Source organism: Streptomyces sp. NBC_01474, from assembly GCF_035918215.1.
Taxonomy (GTDB): domain Bacteria; phylum Actinomycetota; class Actinomycetes; order Streptomycetales; family Streptomycetaceae; genus Streptomyces; species Streptomyces aureus.
In genome coordinates, this window is sequence record NZ_CP109449.1 from 1,457,374 (window position 1) to 1,473,842 (window position 16,469).

Below are 16,469 nucleotides of genomic sequence, written 5' to 3' on the forward strand. Positions count from 1 at the left end.
AAAGTTCAGGTCTTGAGCAGACCCTTCGACTCCAGGTACGAGCGCGCCACGTCCTCCGGGAGCCTGCGCCAGCTGTCCACCTGCTGGTTCATGGACGCCAGGTCCTGCGTGGTCAGTACGGAGTTCAGCGCGCCGAGGACGTCGGCGACGCGCGCGCTGCCCGCCCGCGCCCGGTTGACCACCGGCACGATGTAGTCGGCGTTCTGCAGATGCCTGTCGTCGGCGAGCAGCACGAGGCCGAAGTCGGACAGGGTCGCGTCGGTCGTCGTGGTGAGCATCATCTGGTCCTTGCCGTCCTGCACCGCCTTCTTCGACTGGGTGGTGCCGACGCCCTTGGGGTCGACGCCGGTGACGTCGATGCCGTACGTCTTCTTCAGGCCCGGCTCGCAGTACGGCCGTTGGACGCATTCGTCGCCCGCGGCGAGGCGTACCTTCAGGCCGGACGCGCCGAGGTCGCTGAGGGTCTTGAGGCGGTGCTGCTTCGCGTAGGCGGTGGTCACGGCGAAGGCGTTCTGGTCGACGGCCTTGCCGGGGTCGAGGACGGCGAGTCCGCGGGGGGCGGCGAGGCCGCGCAGGGCCTTCATGGTGGCGTCGAGGTCGGGCGATCCGACGGGCGGGGCCTTGGCGCCGTTCGTCTTGGCATTGAGCCAGTCGGCGAAGGTCGCCGCGTACTCGGGCACGACATCGATCTGGCCGGATTCCAGGGCGGGTTCGTACAGTTCGCGGTTGGCCACGGACAGGATCTTGGTGCTGTAGCCGGCCTGCTTCAGGAGCAGGGCGTACATCTGGGCGAGCAGGTCGCTCTCGGTGAAGCCGGCCGTGCCGATGGTGAGGTGCTTGCTGTCGCCGGGCGGGGCGGTGACCGCGCCCTGGTTCTCCAGGGAGGGTCCGCCGCCGCAGGCGCCGACCAGGAGGAGCGGCAGGAGTACGGCTGCTGCTGCGGCCCGTCGTCGTAAGGCCGCCATCAGGCCGTCTTCCGGGCCAGGGCGGGCGCGAATCGTTCGGCGAGCTCGAAGGCGCCCTCGACGAGCAGCGCGAAGAGGGCGACGAGGACGGCGCCCGCGACGACCTGCGGGGTGCTCGCCAGGTTGAATCCGGCGGTGATGATCCGGCCGAGGCCGCCGCCGCCCGCGAGGGCCGCGATCGTCGCGGTGGCGACGAGCTGAACCGCGGCGATCCGCACTCCGTTCATGATCATCGGCAGGGCGAGGGGCACCTCGACCTGGAACAGCATCTGCCGTCCCGTCATCCCCATGCCGCGAGCGGCCTGGACGATGTCACGGTCGACTCCGCGCATCCCGACGTAGGCGTTCGTGAGCAGCGGCGGGACCGCGAAAAGGACCAGGGCGACGACCGTGGGCCCCTCTCCGAACTTGCCGAGCGGGGTGAGCAGGAGCAGCACGAGGACCGCGAAGGTGGGGACGGCGCGGCCGACGTTGGAGATGTTCACGGCGAGCGCGCCGCCCTTGCCGAGGTGACCGAGGACGAGCGCGACGGGCAGGGCGATCAGGCAGCTGATGACGAGGCAGACGACGGTGAGGACGAGGTGCTGGGCGAGCCGGTGCCAGATGCCGTCGTCGCCGGACCAGTGCGAGGCGTCGGCGAGCCAGTCCCAGGCGTCGGTGAGGGTCTTCACGCGTGGCTCGCCCTCGTCCAGGGAGTGAGGATCCGCTGTACGCCGAGCAGCAGCAGGTCGGCGGCGACCGCGATGACGACGCACAGCACGGACGCGGTGAGGACCTGGGCCTTGAAGAACGTGTTCATGCCCGCGTAGATGAGGTTGCCGAGGCCTCCGTAGCCGACGATGGCGCCCACCGTGACGAGGGAGACGGCGGAGACCATGGCGATGCGCAGGCCCGCCATCGCGGCCGGCAGGGCGAGGGGCAGCTCCACCGTGAGCAGCAGCCTGACCGGCCCGTATCCCATACCGCGCGCGGCCTGCCGGGTGTCTTCGGGGACCGCGCGCAGGCCCGCGAGGATGTTCCTCACGAGGAGGGTGAGCGAGTACAGGACGAGTCCCGCGACGACGAGGGACGCGGACAGGCCGTATGCGGGAAGCAGCAGCGAGAACATGGCGAGCGACGGGATCGTGTAGAGGATCGTCGTCAGGGCGAGGACCGGGCCCGACGCCAGGGTCCAGCGGCGCGCGACGACAGCCAGCGGCACGGCGAGCACCAGCGCGATCAGGACGGCGAGCGCAGTGAGCTGGAGGTGCTGGACGACCGCGTCGAGGAGGATGTGACGGCGGGTGCTCAGGTACTCGCCGCAGATCCAGTCGTTGCGCGCCAGACAGTCGTCGGGCGGCGCGCTGCCGGGGCTCGGGGTGAGGGGTCCGCTCCATGGGGGCACTCGTCCATTCCAGTGGCAGGTGCGGACGACGGCGCGCTGGGATGACCCGTACGGCGTACGGCCGCGAGTGCCGGAGCGCGGTGCGGTCAGGTGTCCTTGAAGCCGATCGACGCGTGGGTGCCGTCGCAGAACGGCTTGTTGCGTGAGGCTCCGCAGCGGCACAGGGTCACGCGGTTGCGTACCTCGTACGGCGTGCCGTCGGCGGCGGTCACCGGGATGCCGCCCCGCACCCAGATCCCTCCGCTGACGCCCTCCTGCGGGTCCTCGATGATGCCGATGGACGGCGGGAGTTCGGGCTCGACGGGGCGCCGCCCGGCGAGATTCCAAGCGACGAGGCGCCCTGAGGGACAGTCGCCTGTCTCCCGTTCCACGACGTCGGCGGTGCCCTTCTCCTCGACGAGGTTCCACACCTGCCCGTCCGCGTCGCAGAACCGTGCGAAGGCGCACAGGGGCTGGGCGTCCGTGAGGATGAGCTCGGGTCCGTCCTGCTCGTCGGCCTGCTCCAGATAGGGCAGCCGGCTCGCGGTCTCGGTGCCGTCGAACCCGGCCCGCTCATGACTGCGGTCGCAGAACGGCTTGTTCGCGGACTGCCCGCAGCGGCACAGCTCGTACGTCTCCTCGGTGTCGTACGTGCGCTGCTGCCACCACTCGACGGACTGGCCCCGCGCGTCGGTGACGATGACCAGCTGGATGAGGGGGACTCCGCCGGTGACGAGGTACGGCCCGTTCTCCGAGACGCGTACGCCCGGCGCCGAGGCGGAGTGCGGGGCGGGGTCCTGCGCGTCCGGCATGAGGGGCCCTTCCTGATCCGTGCGGCGGCCCCCTCTTCCCAGCCTTGCGGAGGGGGTCGCCGGGCGCCACAGGAAACGGCCCGCGCTCGCGGCCACGCGGCCTCTGCCGCTCGGGTGGACGGAGGGCCATCAGCTGAGTACACGAAGGGCCACGGCGAGAGGGTCTTCGATCCGAGGCCCTTCCTGACGTGGGCGGCCCGCATGGCCGGCTCCGTGCTTGGGGTCGAGGCCGCGGTCCTCTTCGACGTCCACGAGCTCATCCCGGAGGGGCCGCCGCCCTGGGTATGAGGCGGCCCTGTCACGGCGCCCCCGTAGGATTCACGCCTGGCATCAGACACGAGCACAGGGGGCGGACCGTGAGCAGCGGCTCGCAGGGCACACAGGCGCGGACGGGGTCCGGGCACGGCCTCGGTGGCAGGAACCGGCCCGCGAAGGTGAGCATCTCCTTCGCGGGCTTCGGCGTCACGTCGCTCGCCAACTTCTACACCGGCATCGCCTGGCTGAACCCCGGCATCTTCGTCGGCATGGCCGTGTTGAGCGCCCTGATCGCCGTCCCGGCCGGCCACGTCGGCCGCTTCCGCGGGCGTCGCCTCGACGGCGAGGGGCGCGGGACGGCGCTCCTCGGCATCGTGGTCGGCTGGCTGCTGCTGTTCGTGTGCGCCCTGGCCGTGCTCGCCTACGTCGGCCTGATCGCGGGCCTCGCGGTTCTCGCGGACGCGTTCTGACCCTGCTCCCGGCGCCGGGCGCCGGTCACTGGCGTCCGGCCTCGAGCGGATAGTGGTCCGACAGGTTGGTGTACGTGTAGCTCGTGCCCCAACTGCTCACGGTCCAGGGCGCGGTGGTCTCCTCGACCACGTTGTTGACCCAGCCGGCCGGCCGCGCGTGGCCCTGGACGTGCAGGACGTAGTCCAGGTCCTCCTTAGGCTCGCCCGGGTAGCGGTAGCTCGCGATCGAGTTGGTCCCGGTGTCGAACGAGTACGGGTGCCCCGTCCGCGAGTCGGCCCCGACGAATCCGCCGTCGGCGAGCATGGAGGCGTACTCCCCGCCGTGCGAGTCGACGTTGAGGTCGCCCGCCACCATGACCTGCTCGCCGGCCGGGATGTGCTTGGCGTCCAGGAACGACTTGATGGTCTTGAACTGGAGGCTGCGGTCCTTGACCGCCTCTCCGGCCCCGCACCCGGAGTCGGTGGACTGGGTGTGCGTCCCGACCACGTGCACCTTCGCGCCGTTCACGTCGAGGACGGCGTAGACGAAGCCCTTGTTGGACCACCAGTCGGAGCCGCACGCGTCCTTGTAGATGTACTGCTCCTTGTGCACGATCGGCCACTTGCTGAGCAGCGTCACGCCGCCGTCCTCGGGCGTCGTCGACGAGTAGGAGCCGCCGGTGGCGTCCCAGCCGTCCTTGGACCGCCCCACGACGGGGGTCTGGTACGGGTACTGCGCCGCCGCGTTGCTCTTCAGCGCGTCCGACGTGGTGTTGTCGAACGCCTCCTGGAGTACAACGACGTCGTTGCCCTGGAAGAACGGCGCGGCCGGGATGGCCGCCGCCCGGTGCGCCTGACCCCAGTTGGGGTAGAGGTTCGTACTCATCAGGAACGTGTTGTACGTCAGGACCTTGAGCCTCGGCGTATCGGCCGATGTCGTCGCCGACGCCTGCGGGGCGGTCAGGACCGCGGAGGCGGCGGCGAGGGTGACGGCGAGGGCGGAACCGGTCGTGCGGCGGGCAACGCGGGACACGTGGCCTCCCGTTTCTTGTGGGGATGCTGTGAGGGACGTGAGCACGCCACATCAAAGCAGCCACAGTTACTTCCGGGTAACCACCGGGTGGCCACTTTCTGCCAATCCCTTCACGTCAACTTGACCCGGCCCTGAAGGACCGGGTTTGGAGGTAGTGCCCAACTGGCTGTTGGGTGGGCTCCTCCGTTCAGACACCCTTATGGGGTGGCAGGGACGCGTGACTCACGCCCCGCAGTCCACACAGCTACGCCCTTGCGGGCGATGTTGTGGGAAGCGTTCCGGTCTGCGTGGGCAACGACCCCGCAGTTCCGGCAGGTGAACAGGGCCTGGCTTGCCCGGTTCTTCTTGTCGATGTGGCCGCACTCGCAGCACTGCTGCGAGGTGTAGGCGGGATCGACGAAGACCACGGGGACGCCTGCCCTGCGGGCCTTGTACGCGATGAACGCTCCGAGCTGGGCGAACGCCCAGGAATGGAGGGTGGCCCGTTGGGGCTTGCGAAGCCGTACCCGTGCGCGGATGCCCGTGAGGTCTTCCAGAGCGATTCCGCGACCGGTGCGTTCTGCCTCGGCCACCACATGCTTCGCGATCTTGTGGTTGATGTCCCGCACCCGCCGCGCCTCCTTACGACGCCGCTTCTTCAGGCGCCGTTTGGCGGACGGGGTGTTCTTCCTCTGGAGTTTCTGCCGCAAGGTGCGTTCGCGCAGACGCCCGCGATTCAGCCGGCGCCCGGCCATGATCTGACCGTCCGAAGTGGTCGCGATGTTCACGATCCCCAGATCGACCCCCAGAAACTCCGTGACGCTGGTGTTGAGTTCGGCCTCGGGAACCTCGCAGGTGGCAGTCAGGAACCACATGCCGTCGCGAAACAACAGATCGGACTCGCCCTTGCGGTACAAGGCCAGGAGGGCCAAATGTTCGGGGGCGGCGGTGAACGCCACTTGCTTCATCCGGCCCGACAGGGTCCAGATCGACACCGTACGCTCCGTGTGCTGCCAGGACAGCATCCGGTCGTCATACGGCTGCGCGCCCTCCCGGCGGAAGACGATCGGTTTCTCGACGGCCCGCCGGTAGCACTTGGAGGAGGGCCTACCGAGGTTTCCTGCCGTCAGGTTCGCCCTCAACGTGCGGTAGGCATCGCAGGTCTTCTTGATGACGTGCTGGGCCGCTTGAGCGCCGAGCCCCCACCGGTCCTTGACCGCCGTGTAGGTGTGCTCGCGCAGGGGGAAGTTGCGCTTGATGTCCTTCTCGAACGCCACCTGAGAGACCCAGGTGGCGGCCTGATTGCAGGCGCGCAGAGTTTCCTCAAGCGCCGCCGCCTGCAAGGGCGTCGGCAGGAGTTTCACCTGCACGGTCAACTTCACGACCGTGACGCTACCCGCCGCCTGACGTAACGGCATTCGAACAGCGCACATTCCTCACCGGGCGCTGCGGCCCGGTTTCTTGCGTGCGCTCCGCGCCCGTTGCCGCGGCGATGCTGCGCATCGCCACCACAGGATGCGATTCCTCCTGGGGGGTGAACCCCCGGGGTTCCTCGCAAGAGCACGCTCAATGCCCTTGCCCGAAGTCCCTTGCCGGCGAAGGCCGTTGATCCGAGAGGCCCGTGAGTTAGGCCTCGCGCCGCAACCGTGCCGACAGGTGGTGCTGGAGCGGCATGCCGACGGCCTCGAGGTCGTGGGTGAACGTGAGCGTGCCGTCGTCGGTCAGCGCGTAGCGGCGGCGCGTGGCCTTGACCTCTTTGGCCGTGGGGGTGAGCGCCACCTGGTCGGTGGAGAGGTCGACCGTGTTGCCGTCCGCGGTACCGACGGCGATCTCCGCGATGCCGGTCGGCTGCGTGATCAGCGCCTCCACCCGGCCCTCGGGCTGGAGCCGCCACCAGCCGCTCTCCCGGGCCGACGGCCGCAGCGGCGCACCGTCGGCGTCGAGGAGCCAGGCACGGGCCTCGAAACGCAGGAACGGCCGGCCGTCATGGCTGAGGACGACCTCCTGCGCGTACGTGAAGTCCCCGTCGAGCGTGGGGTATCCGCCCTGTCCGCGGCCACGCCAGGTGCCCAGCAGGCCCAGCACGGGCGCCAGCAGCGGGTGCGGGGCGGGGGCCTGGTCCGGGCTGGTGGCGTCGGGGTACGGGTGGGTCGGTGCGGGGTCGTACACGGTGCGCGCTCCTGAGGTCGTGGCCTGTGCCTCTCGAAGCCTAGGGCGTCGCCCCGGATGTGGCCCGGACCTGTCCATCGGACGTTTGTCGTCGACGTGGGGCTTCCCCCGCGCGGCCGACTTCAGCCGCGCGTTCCGTACCGCGTACGACATCACGCCGACGGAGTACCGGAGCCGGGCTGCCGCCGCGGACATGTCGCCGCGCCGTTGAACGAGTCAAGGCTCCTTGTCGCCAAGTCGACTGTTCCCGCTCGACGTAATCGCCCGCGCACCCTGTTCGGGTCGGCTCGCTCCAGGCATGATCGTCTCCGTCGCCCACCCGTCGGCGGTGACCGGGGCCGACGGGATTCCCGGACCCGGAGCCCCTCTTGCGCCAGCCCAATGTCGTACTGATCTGCGTGGACCAGTGGAGGGGCGACTGTCTCTCCGCCGCGGGCCACCCCGACGTCCACACCCCTCACCTGGACGAACTCGCGGGCGAAGGCGTGCGTTTCGACCGCGCCTACTCAGCTACGCCGACCTGTGTCCCCGCCCGCGTGGCCCTCTTCACCGGCCAGTCGCAGGAGCGGCACGGCCGGGTCGGCTACCGCGAGGGGGTGCCCTTCGAGCAGGTCCACCCGGTGACGCTGCCGGGCGAGTTCCGGCGCGGCGGCTACCAGACGCAGGCTGTCGGCAAGATGCACGTCTTCCCGGAGCGCGCCCGACTCGGCTTCGACGACGTGCGGCTGCACGACGGCTATCTGCACTACGCGCGCGGGCGTCACAGCCGTAACTTCGAGTTCTTCGACGACTACGTGCCCTGGCTGCGTCGCCAGCCGGGGATGACGCCGGCCGCCGACTACGCGGACCACGGCGTCAGTTGCAACTCCATCGTCGCGCGTCCCTGGGACAAGCCCGAGGCGCTGCATCCGACGACGTGGGCGGTGACCGAGGCGATCGAGTGGCTGCCGCGCCGGGACCCCACCAAGCCGTTCTTCCTCTACCTGTCGTTCCACCGGCCGCACCATCCGTACGACCCGCCCGAGTGGGCCTTCGACCAGTACATGGCGCTCGACCCGTACGAACCCGTGGTCGGTGACTGGGTCGACGACTATGCGCCGTACCGCAAGGACGGCTATCACGAGGCCGCCGTCGGCGTGATCGATCCGCGTCTGGTCCACCGGGCGCGGGCTGGCTACTACGGGCACATGGCGCATATCGACCTGCAGATCAAGCGGTTCCGTGAGGCGCTGGTCGAGGCGGGTCTCGGTGACGACACGATGTTCTGCTTCGTGTCGGACCACGGCGAGATGATGGGCGACCACCACATGTTCCGTAAGGGACTCGGCTTCGAGGGCTCGGCGCGGGTACCGATCCTGATGAACCTCGCGCCGTCGATGCGCGGCGGGGCGGGCGGTTCGGTGGCCGACGAGGTCGTGGAACTGCGCGACGTGATGCCGACGCTGCTGGAGGCGGCTGGACTTCCGGTGCCGGACAGTGTCGACGGGCGCAGCCTGCTGCCGTTCCTGCGCGGTGAACGGCCGGACGACTGGCGGGAGTATCTGCACGGCGAGCACACCTATCTGGGGCAGTCGCTGCAGTGGGTGACCGACGGGCGGCACAAGTATCTGTGGATGTCGGGTGACGGGCACGAGCAGCTCTTCGACCTCGTCGAGGATCCGAAGGAGTTGGTGAACCTGGCGCGGCGGCCCGAGCACGCCGCGCTGCTGGAGCGCTGGCGCGGACGGCTGATCGACGCGCTGCGCGACCGCGAGGAGGGCTTCGTGGACGGCGGGGAACTGGTGACGGGCCGGCCGGTGGTCACCGAGCTGCGGCACACCCGGGAGCGCATCGCCGCCGCGGCCGGGGCCGGCTGATCCCCGGCCGACCGATCACGGCGGCTCCCCAGTAGCGGAGATCAGGCGAACCGCGCTCCGAGTCCGCCGTCCACGGCCCACTCCGCCCCGGTGACGAAGGACGCCGCGTCGGACGCGAGGAAGCAGACCACTTCGGCGACCTCTTCGGGGGTGCCGATCCGGCCCAGCGGATGGACGTCGAGCGCCTTGCGCTCGGCGTCCCGGTCCGGGTTCTGGTCGAAGTACTCGTCGACCAGGGCCGTCCTGATGTAACCGGGGCTGACCGCGTTGACCCGTACGCCGTGAGGCGCGACCTCCAGGGCCATCGAGCGGGTCAGCCCGACGAGGCCGGACTTGGCCGCCGCGTACGGGTACATGCCGGCGCAGGTCAGCTTGGCGTGCAGGGACGCGATGTTCACGATCGCCCCGCTGCCCCGCTCGATCATCGACGGCAGGGTGTGCTTCGCGCACAGGAAGGCCGCCTTCAGGTCGACGTCGAAGACCTGGTCCCACTCGGCCTCGGTCATCGCGACCGGGTCGGCGTAGACGTTGCGCCCGGCGTTGTTGACCAGGATGTCGACCGGTCCGAGCGCGTCGGCCACGTCGTTCACGGCGTCGGCGACCGACTGCCCGTCCGTGACGTCGACCCGGCGGAAGGCCACGCGGGCGCCTCTGCCGGTGAGTTCGTCGCGCAGCGCCGCTCCGGCCTCCTCGTCCAGGTCGAGGAATGCCACGGCCGCTTGCTCGCGCACGGCCGTCTCGACGACCGCCCGGCCGATGCCGCGCGCCCCGCCCGTCACCAGGACCACCCGGTCCGCCAACCGCCTCATCGCCACTCCTCGTTCGCTCCGCTCGATTGGACGCTCACCCGGCTCCCACCCAACCCTTGACAGCCTAGCTGCTAAGTGGCGAGGCTGGGCGTCGCCCCGCGCCACGCCCCCCGGCCGGGCCCCGAGACCGAAGGTGCGAACGAGTGACCTCACGCTATGTGCTCCGCCTCCAGGTGGATCCGGCCGACGATCCGAAGCAGGCCGGCGACAGGCTGCTGGCCCTGGCGCGGGTGGCGCGGGCCGAGGAGATCTGCGTATTCCTCTTCGGCCTGGAGTTCAACGACGGCCACGAGAGCCTCGACCGCGTCGCGCACTGGCTGGCGGCCACGCGGCCGTGGCGCACCCGGCTCCGCGCCGAAGGCGTCGCCGTGAGCCTCAACCCCGGCCACACCGTGGGCCACAGCGACTGGGCCCGCTCCCTCGAGCCCGGCCAGACGTGGCAGACGATGACCGACCAGCACGGGACGGCCGCCGCCGTGCAGGTGTGCCCGCTGGACCCGGCCTGGCGCGCGTACTTCGCGCAGACCCTGCGTCTCTACGCCGCCGAGGACGTCGACACGGTGTGGATCGAGGACGACATCCGGCTGCACAACCACCGCCCGCTCGACTGGGGCGGCTGCTTCTGCCCGCTCCACCTGGCCGAGTTCGCCCGCCGCACCGGGATCACGGTGACACGGGAGGAACTGGTCGCGGCCTGCACCGCGCCCGGCGACCCGCATCCCTGGCGGGAGCGGTGGCTCGACTTCTGGGACACCACCCAGCGCGAACTCCTCGCGTCCTGGCGGGAGATACTCGGGGACCGGCTCGGCCTCATGTCGTCGCGCACGGACTCCCACGCCGCCGAGGGCCGCGACTGGCAGGCCTGGCTCGACCTTCCCACGGTGCACCGCCCGCACTTCTGGGGCTACTCCGACGGCGCCGGACCCGAACTGCCGCATGCGATCCAGCAGTTGGACATGCAGCGCGCGGTACAGCCCGCCGGCCTGCGCAGCTTCCCCGAGATCGAGTGCTGGCCCTACGGGCAGTGGAACAAGTCCTTCCGCCAGACGGGCGCGCAGATGTCCCTGGCCCACATCCTCGGCAGCGACGGCCTCGCGATCAGCCTCTACGACTTCCTCGGCAACCACCCCGACGACGAACCCCGCCGCGCCACCTTCCTCGCGAACTGGCGGGACACCTTCGACTGGCTCTCGGAGACGTTCCCCAAGTCCTTCCGTACGGTCGGCGTCGGGCTGCCCTGGTCGGAGCGCACCGGCAGGCGCACCCACACGGAGCGTGCGGGCTGGCAGTCCCTCGTCGTCCCGCACGGCTCATGGGCCGGACTGCTCGGCGCCGCGGGCCACGCCGTCACAGCCCGGGGCGGAGCGAGCGTCAACGCCCTTTCGGGGGAGGCGACTTGGGCCTTCGATGACGCCGAACTGCGCGCGTGGCTCAGCCAAGGGCTCCTGCTCGACTCGGTGGCGGCCCGGATCCTCTTCGAGCGCGGCTACGGCCCGCTGATCGGCGTGACAGGGGCTCGGCAGTCCCCCGAGGGGCACGCCCGCGAGATCTGCACCGACCCCGAGTTCTCCCTGCGCCCCGGCTGCGCGATCTCCCTGGACACCGAGAGCTACGACCGCTCCACCGTGGTCGCGTTCGACCCTGCGCCGGACGCGCGCGTCGCCAGCATCGTCCGCGACCAGCTCGACCGCGAGAGAGGCAGCGGACTCGTCCTGTACGAGAACGCGCTGGGCGGCCGGGTCGCCGTCACGCCCTGGCCCGCGCACACCCCCGGGATGACCTTGATGAACGCGCAGCGCGAAGCCCAGTTGGGCGCCGTACTCGACTGGCTGTCCCAGAGCGAGCACGCGCGGGCGACGGGCCGTCCGTGGCTCGTCACACAGGCGCTGACGGACGGCACGGACTGGCGCGTCGTGGTGTGGAACGCGTCGCCGGACGAGGCCGACGACTTCCGGCTCCGGCTGCCGCAGGGCATGCCGGAACCGCGCTCGGTGGTCCAGGTGACCGCCCGGGGCGAACGCCTCACCGCGGCCTGGCGCGACGGCCGCCCGCTGCTGCCGCGCCCGCTCGGGCAGTGGGAGTACGTGGTGCTGAGCAGCGCACACGCGTGATTCCCGGCGTGACGCCGACGGTACGCTGGGGCCCGCCCGGCACATCCCCCGAAGGAGTTCCCACGTGGCAGTGCGCCGCACCACACTGTTCGATCAGGTTGCCGGCGAGATCGTCGACCTGATCGAGGAGTCGGGGCTCGAGCCCGGCGACGACGTGCCCTCGGAGGGCGAACTCGCGGCCAGGTTCGGGGTCAACCGGCTCGCGGTGCGCGAGGCGATCCGGGTGCTGTCCGCCCGCGAGATCCTCGTGTCGAGCCAGGGCCGGCCGGCCAGGGTCAACGTCCCCTCGGCGCGGGTGTTCGGCCAGATCCTCCAATTCCGGCTGCGCCAGCAGTCATTGGAGGTCGCCGATGTCCTGGACGCGCGCGGCGCGATCGAGGGAGCGCTGGCATCCCGAGCGGCGGCCCGGGTCGCGTCCGGCGAGGCCTCGACGGACGCGGCCGGCACCCTGCTCGACGAGATGGAGGACGCCGTCGAGGACCGCGACCGTTTCGTGGCCCTCGACCTCGCCTTCCACCACGAGATCGCCCGTATGGCCGGGAACGGCATGCTGGAACTCGTCCTGGAATCGCTGTCGGACATCCTCACGGCACACCGGCTCGCCAGCTACGAGGGGCGGTCCCGCCGGGGCGACAGCCAGCGGGCGACCATCACAGCCCACCGGCGGATCCTGGCCGCCATCGCATCGGGCGCACCGCAGGAAGCGGTCGCCGCCATGGCGGCCCACCTCGACGAGACCGGCGAGGATCTCGCCGTGTCCTAGGCACGGCCGTACACCTGGTGTCTCACGTACCGCCGGGTGGCTCCGTGAACTCACACCACACGGCCTTCCCTTCGCCCCGCGGTTCGACGCCCCAGGAGTCCGCGACCGCGTCGACGAGCAGCAGCCCGCGACCCGACGTCGCGGCCTCGCCCGGTGTGCGGCGGCGCGGGAACACGCTCGACCTGTCCTTGGCCCAGAGCCGGACGCGCCGGGCCGGGCCCGGCAGCACTTCGAGGGTGATGACGGCACCGCCCTCCGTGTGCAGAAGCGCGTTCACCATCAGCTCACCGGCGGCGACCTCCACGTCGTCCGCCACCGCGCCGAATCCCCAGTCCTCCAGGGCCCTTCGCAGCGCTGTGCGGGTCTCGGCGAGCCCCTGGGGGTCCGCGGGGTGGAGGTACTGGTGGATGCGCGGCGCGAGCGGGGTGCCCGGGTCGAGGTCCCGGCGCAGGACGAGCAGCGCCACGTCATCGGCGGTCGGCCTGATCTGCGACACCCGCTCCGACAGATGCTCGGCGATGGCGCGCGCCTGGACGGGCCCCTTGCGTACCGCCTCGGTCAGGGCCTTCACGCCTATCGCGATGTCGTGCCCCGGATGCTCCACGAGGCCGTCGGTGAACAGGACGATCGCCTCGCCGGGCAGCAGGTCGAGCCGTGTCTCGGGGTACTCCTCCTGCTCCAACTCCGTGGCCAGGCCCAGCGGGAGCCCGCCGCGCACCGGCGGGGTGCTGACGCGGCCGTCCGTGTGCCGGAGCACCGGTTCCATGTGGCCGGCCCTGATGGCCCGTACGTCTCCGGTGGCGGGGTCGACCTGGGCGTACGTGCACGTGGCGAAGCGGTCGGTGTCGAGCTCGGCGAGGAAGCGCGAGGCACGCGCGATGACCGTGGACGGCGGGTGACCCTCGCCCGCGAAGGCGCGCAGCGCGATGCGCAACTGGCCCATGACGGCGGCGGCCTGGGTGTCGTGCCCCTCGACGTCACCGACGACGATGCCGATCCTTCGTCGGGGCAGCGGGATCACGTCGTACCAGTCGCCGCCCACCTGCCGGCCGCTGCCCGCGGCGTGGTAGCGGGCGGCGATCTCGACGCCCGGGAACTTGGGGATGTGCTGGGGCAGCATGGTCGACTGGAGGCCGGTGGCGAAGTCGCGTTCACCGTCGAAGAGGATGGCCCGCTGGAGGGACTGGGCGACGATGCCCGCGAGGCCGAGGCACAGGTCGCGGTCCTCGGCCGTGAACTCCTCGCGCGCCCGGTACAGCAGCGCGAGGCCCCCGACGGAGCGGGCCTGGGCGACCAGCGGCAGGAACGCGGCGGCGTCCAGCTCAAGGCCTTCGAGGTACGGGCCGAGACGCGGGAAGGTGTCGGCGAGTTCGCGCAGAGAGGTCACGAAGCGCGGGCGCTGGGTGAACACCGCCTCGGCGAGGGGCAGCGACTCGTCGAGGCGGCGCAGCTTGAGTTCGTCGAGCTCGGACGTCGACTCGCCTGCCAGGGCGATGAGTTGGAGAACGTCGCCCTCGACGAGGCCGAGGATGAGTCCGTCGGCCCCGAAGAGTTCGAGCCCGCCCTCGCCGGTGAGGACGGCGATCACGTCGGCCACCGTCACAGCCCGGGACAGGGCGTCGGCGGTGCCCTGGAGGACGGTGGTCATCCGCTGCCACCCCGCGAGCTGTGCGGGGCTGGTCATGGCGAGCTGGGCACGGTCCTGGTCGGCGTCGCGCACGATGCCGACCACGTGCCGGGGTGTGCCGTCCTCGTCCCTGAGGATCCGGCCCCGCAGATGGGTCCACTGCTCCCGGCCGTCGCGGCGCCGTACGCGGAAGTAGGCACCGTAGGAGGAGCGTCCCGCGTGGATCGCCGACATCGCGGCGGCGCCCGTCCGGGCGCCCTCCTCGGGCGCGACGCGCGACAGCAGGGATTCGGGCCGGCCGTCGTACTCGTCGGGCCCGATGTCGTACACGGCGAGGCCCGCCGCGTCGAGCTGGAAGGTCCCCTCCGACAGGTCCCACTCGAAGGTGCCCACGCGGTTCAGGGCAAGGCGCTCCCCCAGGCCGATCTCCGCCCTGCGCCGTCCTGCCATGCGTTCGCTCCGGAGAAGTGAGCCGGGACCCCGGCCAGCCGGCCGGGCCGGTCGCCTCCCGCGCTCCGTCCAGGCCCGTGCCGTCAACGACGGGAACCCTCCGAGCATAGCTTTGGGGCCTTTGTCACGCATTTCCGGGCCGGATCCCACAGGCCCGCCCCGCCCCCTGGCTTAACGGTCGTTCAATCGACGCGACGGGCGAGTTCCTGGCGCAGGACCCGCTTCAGGATCTTGCCGCTGGGGTTGCGGGGCAGCTCCTCCACGAAGTGGACGATCCGCGGCTTCTTGTACGAGGCGATGCGCTCGCGCGTGAAGTCGATGAGGCCCTGCGCGGTGGCCGGATCCACCCCCGGCCGCAGCACGACGGCGGCGGTGACGGCCTCGCCCCACTTCTCGTCGGGAGTGCCGAAGACAGCGACGTCCAGGACCGCAGGGTGCTCGGCGAGCACGGACTCGACCTCGACCGGGTACACGTTCTCGCCGCCCGTGATCACCAGGTCTTTCATCCGGTCGGTGATGAACAGGTAGCCGTCCTTGTCGAGATAGCCCGCGTCGCCGGTCCTGAGCCAGCCGTCGGCGGTGAACAGCGCCTCGTTCCCCTCGGGCCGCTTCCAGTAGCCCGGCGTGACGTGGTGGGAGCGGGTGAGGATCTCACCCACCACTCCCGGCGCCACATGACCACCGGTGACCGGGTCGGCGATGGCCACCTCGACGTCGGGCCACACGTTGCCCGCCGAACGCAGGAGCGCTGAGCGCGGTCCCTCCACCACGTGGTCCTCGGGCAGCAGCCGCACGGCGGAACCGGTCGTCTCGGTCAGACCGTATTTCTGGTAGAAGCCGCAGCCGAAGATCTCCATCGAGCGGCGCAGCAGGGCGGGCGTGATGGGCGAGGCCCCGTAGACGATCAACTGGAGCGCGGAGAAGTCGCGTTCGTGGATGTCGGGCAGCGTCGTGAGGAGGTGGAGTATGGCGGGCACGAAGAACGCGTGCGTGACCCGGTGGCGCTCCATGAGCTCGACCACGGCGGACGGCACGAGGTCGGGGACCAGCACCGTGTGGGCGCCCGCGGCGAGCGCGTTCACGAGCCAGCCGGTACCGGCGATGTGGAAGACGGGCATGACGTTCAACGAGACGGACGCGGTCGTCCAGCCCATCTCGCGCAACTGGGCTTCGCCCGCGCTGCAGTTGTTCAGCGTGAGCTGGACGCCTTTGGGCTGCCCGGTGGTGCCGGAGGTGTACAGCTGGAGGAAGACCGCGTCCTCGCTCCCGGCCCCCGGATCGGCGTCACCGGTCGCGGCCAGCCACTTCTCGTACGTGTACTCACCCGCGTCGGCCCCGCTCTCGGTGACGAGGGTGATGCCGGGCAGCGCGGAACCCACCGCACGCGCTCCGGGCAGGAATTCGGTCTGGGTCAGGACGATGCCGAGTTCGGCGTCCTGGGCGACCGCGACCAGTTCGTGCTCGGCAAGGCGCCAGTTCAGCGGGGTGGCGACGAACCCCGCCTTGGCGCAGCCCACCAGGAGCTCGGCCGAGAGGACTCCGGGGCGGACGAGATAGCCGACGCGGGTGCCCTGGGGCAGGCCCGCGGCGAGGAGTGCCTGCGCTACACGGTTGCCGCGCCGGTCGAGCTCGGCGTAGGTCAGCGTCCGGGAACCTTCTGTCACGGCGGGGGCGCCAGGGGTGAGCGCGGCGTGCTGTCGTACGGCGTCGGGCAGGAACGGGCCCATGCGGGAGTCCTCCATCGGCGTCGGCTTCGGCGAGTGGTCACAGGACAGGCGCGGACCGTGAGCATCGCGGCCCCGCGGCACGGCGTCAATGCGTCAGACGC

General features: G+C 70.9%; 15 protein-coding genes. 5 read left to right on the forward strand and 10 right to left on the reverse strand.

The features are described from left to right. Positions 1 to 5: 5 nt before the first annotated feature. The 4 genes from OG758_RS06945 to OG758_RS06960 all read right to left on the reverse strand — a co-directional run bounded on the left by OG758_RS06945 (position 6) and on the right by OG758_RS06960 (position 3,140). Entirely contained in the window at positions 6 to 965 is a 960-nt protein-coding gene (locus tag OG758_RS06945) for an ABC transporter substrate-binding protein (RefSeq protein ID WP_326709147.1), read from the reverse strand. Continuing rightward, positions 965 to 1,636 carry an ABC transporter permease gene (locus OG758_RS06950; protein ID WP_326709148.1) on the reverse strand — a complete coding sequence of 224 codons (672 nt, stop codon included), beginning with the start codon at positions 1,634 to 1,636 and terminating at the stop codon, positions 965 to 967. Before OG758_RS06950 ends, OG758_RS06945 begins: the two co-directional genes overlap by 1 nt. Further along, positions 1,633 to 2,349 carry an ABC transporter permease gene (locus tag OG758_RS06955; protein ID WP_326709149.1) on the reverse strand — a complete coding sequence of 239 codons (717 nt, stop codon included), beginning with the start codon at positions 2,347 to 2,349 and terminating at the stop codon, positions 1,633 to 1,635. Before OG758_RS06955 ends, OG758_RS06950 begins: the two co-directional genes overlap by 4 nt. A gap of 86 nt (positions 2,350 to 2,435) precedes the next feature. Beyond that, positions 2,436 to 3,140, reverse strand: a complete 705-nt coding sequence (locus OG758_RS06960) for a CDGSH iron-sulfur domain-containing protein (protein ID WP_326709150.1) — start codon at positions 3,138 to 3,140, stop codon at positions 2,436 to 2,438. Positions 3,141 to 3,496: 356 nt separating this feature from the next. On the opposite strand from OG758_RS06960, the gene OG758_RS06965 reads away from it, so the two are divergent. Then, positions 3,497 to 3,865 (forward strand): hypothetical protein, encoded by a 369-nt coding sequence (locus OG758_RS06965; RefSeq protein WP_326709151.1) that lies wholly within the window; start codon positions 3,497 to 3,499, stop codon positions 3,863 to 3,865. Between the two features lie 25 nt (positions 3,866 to 3,890). On the opposite strand, the gene sph is transcribed toward OG758_RS06965, so the two are convergent. The 3 genes from sph to OG758_RS06980 form a co-directional block, all read right to left on the reverse strand. Continuing rightward, on the reverse strand, positions 3,891 to 4,877 hold the full coding sequence (sph, locus tag OG758_RS06970; RefSeq protein ID WP_326709152.1) for a sphingomyelin phosphodiesterase: 987 nt from the start codon (positions 4,875 to 4,877) through the stop codon (positions 3,891 to 3,893). A 197-nt stretch (positions 4,878 to 5,074) separates the two neighbouring features. Beyond that, entirely contained in the window at positions 5,075 to 6,238 is a 1,164-nt protein-coding gene (locus tag OG758_RS06975; RefSeq protein WP_326709153.1) for an RNA-guided endonuclease InsQ/TnpB family protein, read from the reverse strand. 244 nt (positions 6,239 to 6,482) lie between these two features. Continuing rightward, on the reverse strand, positions 6,483 to 7,025 hold the full coding sequence (locus OG758_RS06980; protein WP_326709154.1) for an FABP family protein: 543 nt from the start codon (positions 7,023 to 7,025) through the stop codon (positions 6,483 to 6,485). A gap of 85 nt (positions 7,026 to 7,110) precedes the next feature. Between OG758_RS06980 and OG758_RS06985 the strand changes: the two genes are divergently transcribed. Then, a complete protein-coding gene (locus tag OG758_RS06985) occupies positions 7,111 to 7,236 on the forward strand; it encodes a hypothetical protein (RefSeq protein WP_326709155.1) in 126 nt (41 codons plus the stop codon). Positions 7,237 to 7,393: 157 nt separating this feature from the next. After that, the gene (locus OG758_RS06990; protein ID WP_326709156.1) at positions 7,394 to 8,881 is read left to right on the forward strand and encodes an arylsulfatase; all 1,488 of its coding nucleotides are present in this window, start codon (positions 7,394 to 7,396) and stop codon (positions 8,879 to 8,881) included. 41 nt (positions 8,882 to 8,922) lie between these two features. On the opposite strand, the gene OG758_RS06995 is transcribed toward OG758_RS06990, so the two are convergent. Then, positions 8,923 to 9,690 carry an SDR family NAD(P)-dependent oxidoreductase gene (locus tag OG758_RS06995; protein WP_326709157.1) on the reverse strand — a complete coding sequence of 256 codons (768 nt, stop codon included), beginning with the start codon at positions 9,688 to 9,690 and terminating at the stop codon, positions 8,923 to 8,925. Between the two features lie 143 nt (positions 9,691 to 9,833). Between OG758_RS06995 and OG758_RS07000 the strand changes: the two genes are divergently transcribed. Together OG758_RS07000 and OG758_RS07005 are read left to right on the forward strand one after the other, a co-directional pair. Next, entirely contained in the window at positions 9,834 to 11,801 is a 1,968-nt protein-coding gene (locus tag OG758_RS07000) for a hypothetical protein (RefSeq protein ID WP_326709158.1), read from the forward strand. A 64-nt stretch (positions 11,802 to 11,865) separates the two neighbouring features. After that, positions 11,866 to 12,564, forward strand: coding sequence for a FadR/GntR family transcriptional regulator (locus OG758_RS07005; protein WP_326709159.1), 699 nt, complete (start codon positions 11,866 to 11,868; stop codon positions 12,562 to 12,564). Between the two features lie 22 nt (positions 12,565 to 12,586). On the opposite strand, the gene OG758_RS07010 is transcribed toward OG758_RS07005, so the two are convergent. Together OG758_RS07010 and OG758_RS07015 are read right to left on the reverse strand one after the other, a co-directional pair. Further along, positions 12,587 to 14,641 (reverse strand): SpoIIE family protein phosphatase, encoded by a 2,055-nt coding sequence (locus OG758_RS07010; RefSeq protein ID WP_326709160.1) that lies wholly within the window; start codon positions 14,639 to 14,641, stop codon positions 12,587 to 12,589. 182 nt (positions 14,642 to 14,823) lie between these two features. Next, entirely contained in the window at positions 14,824 to 16,368 is a 1,545-nt protein-coding gene (locus OG758_RS07015) for a long-chain-fatty-acid--CoA ligase (protein WP_326709161.1), read from the reverse strand. Positions 16,369 to 16,469 lie beyond the last annotated feature (101 nt).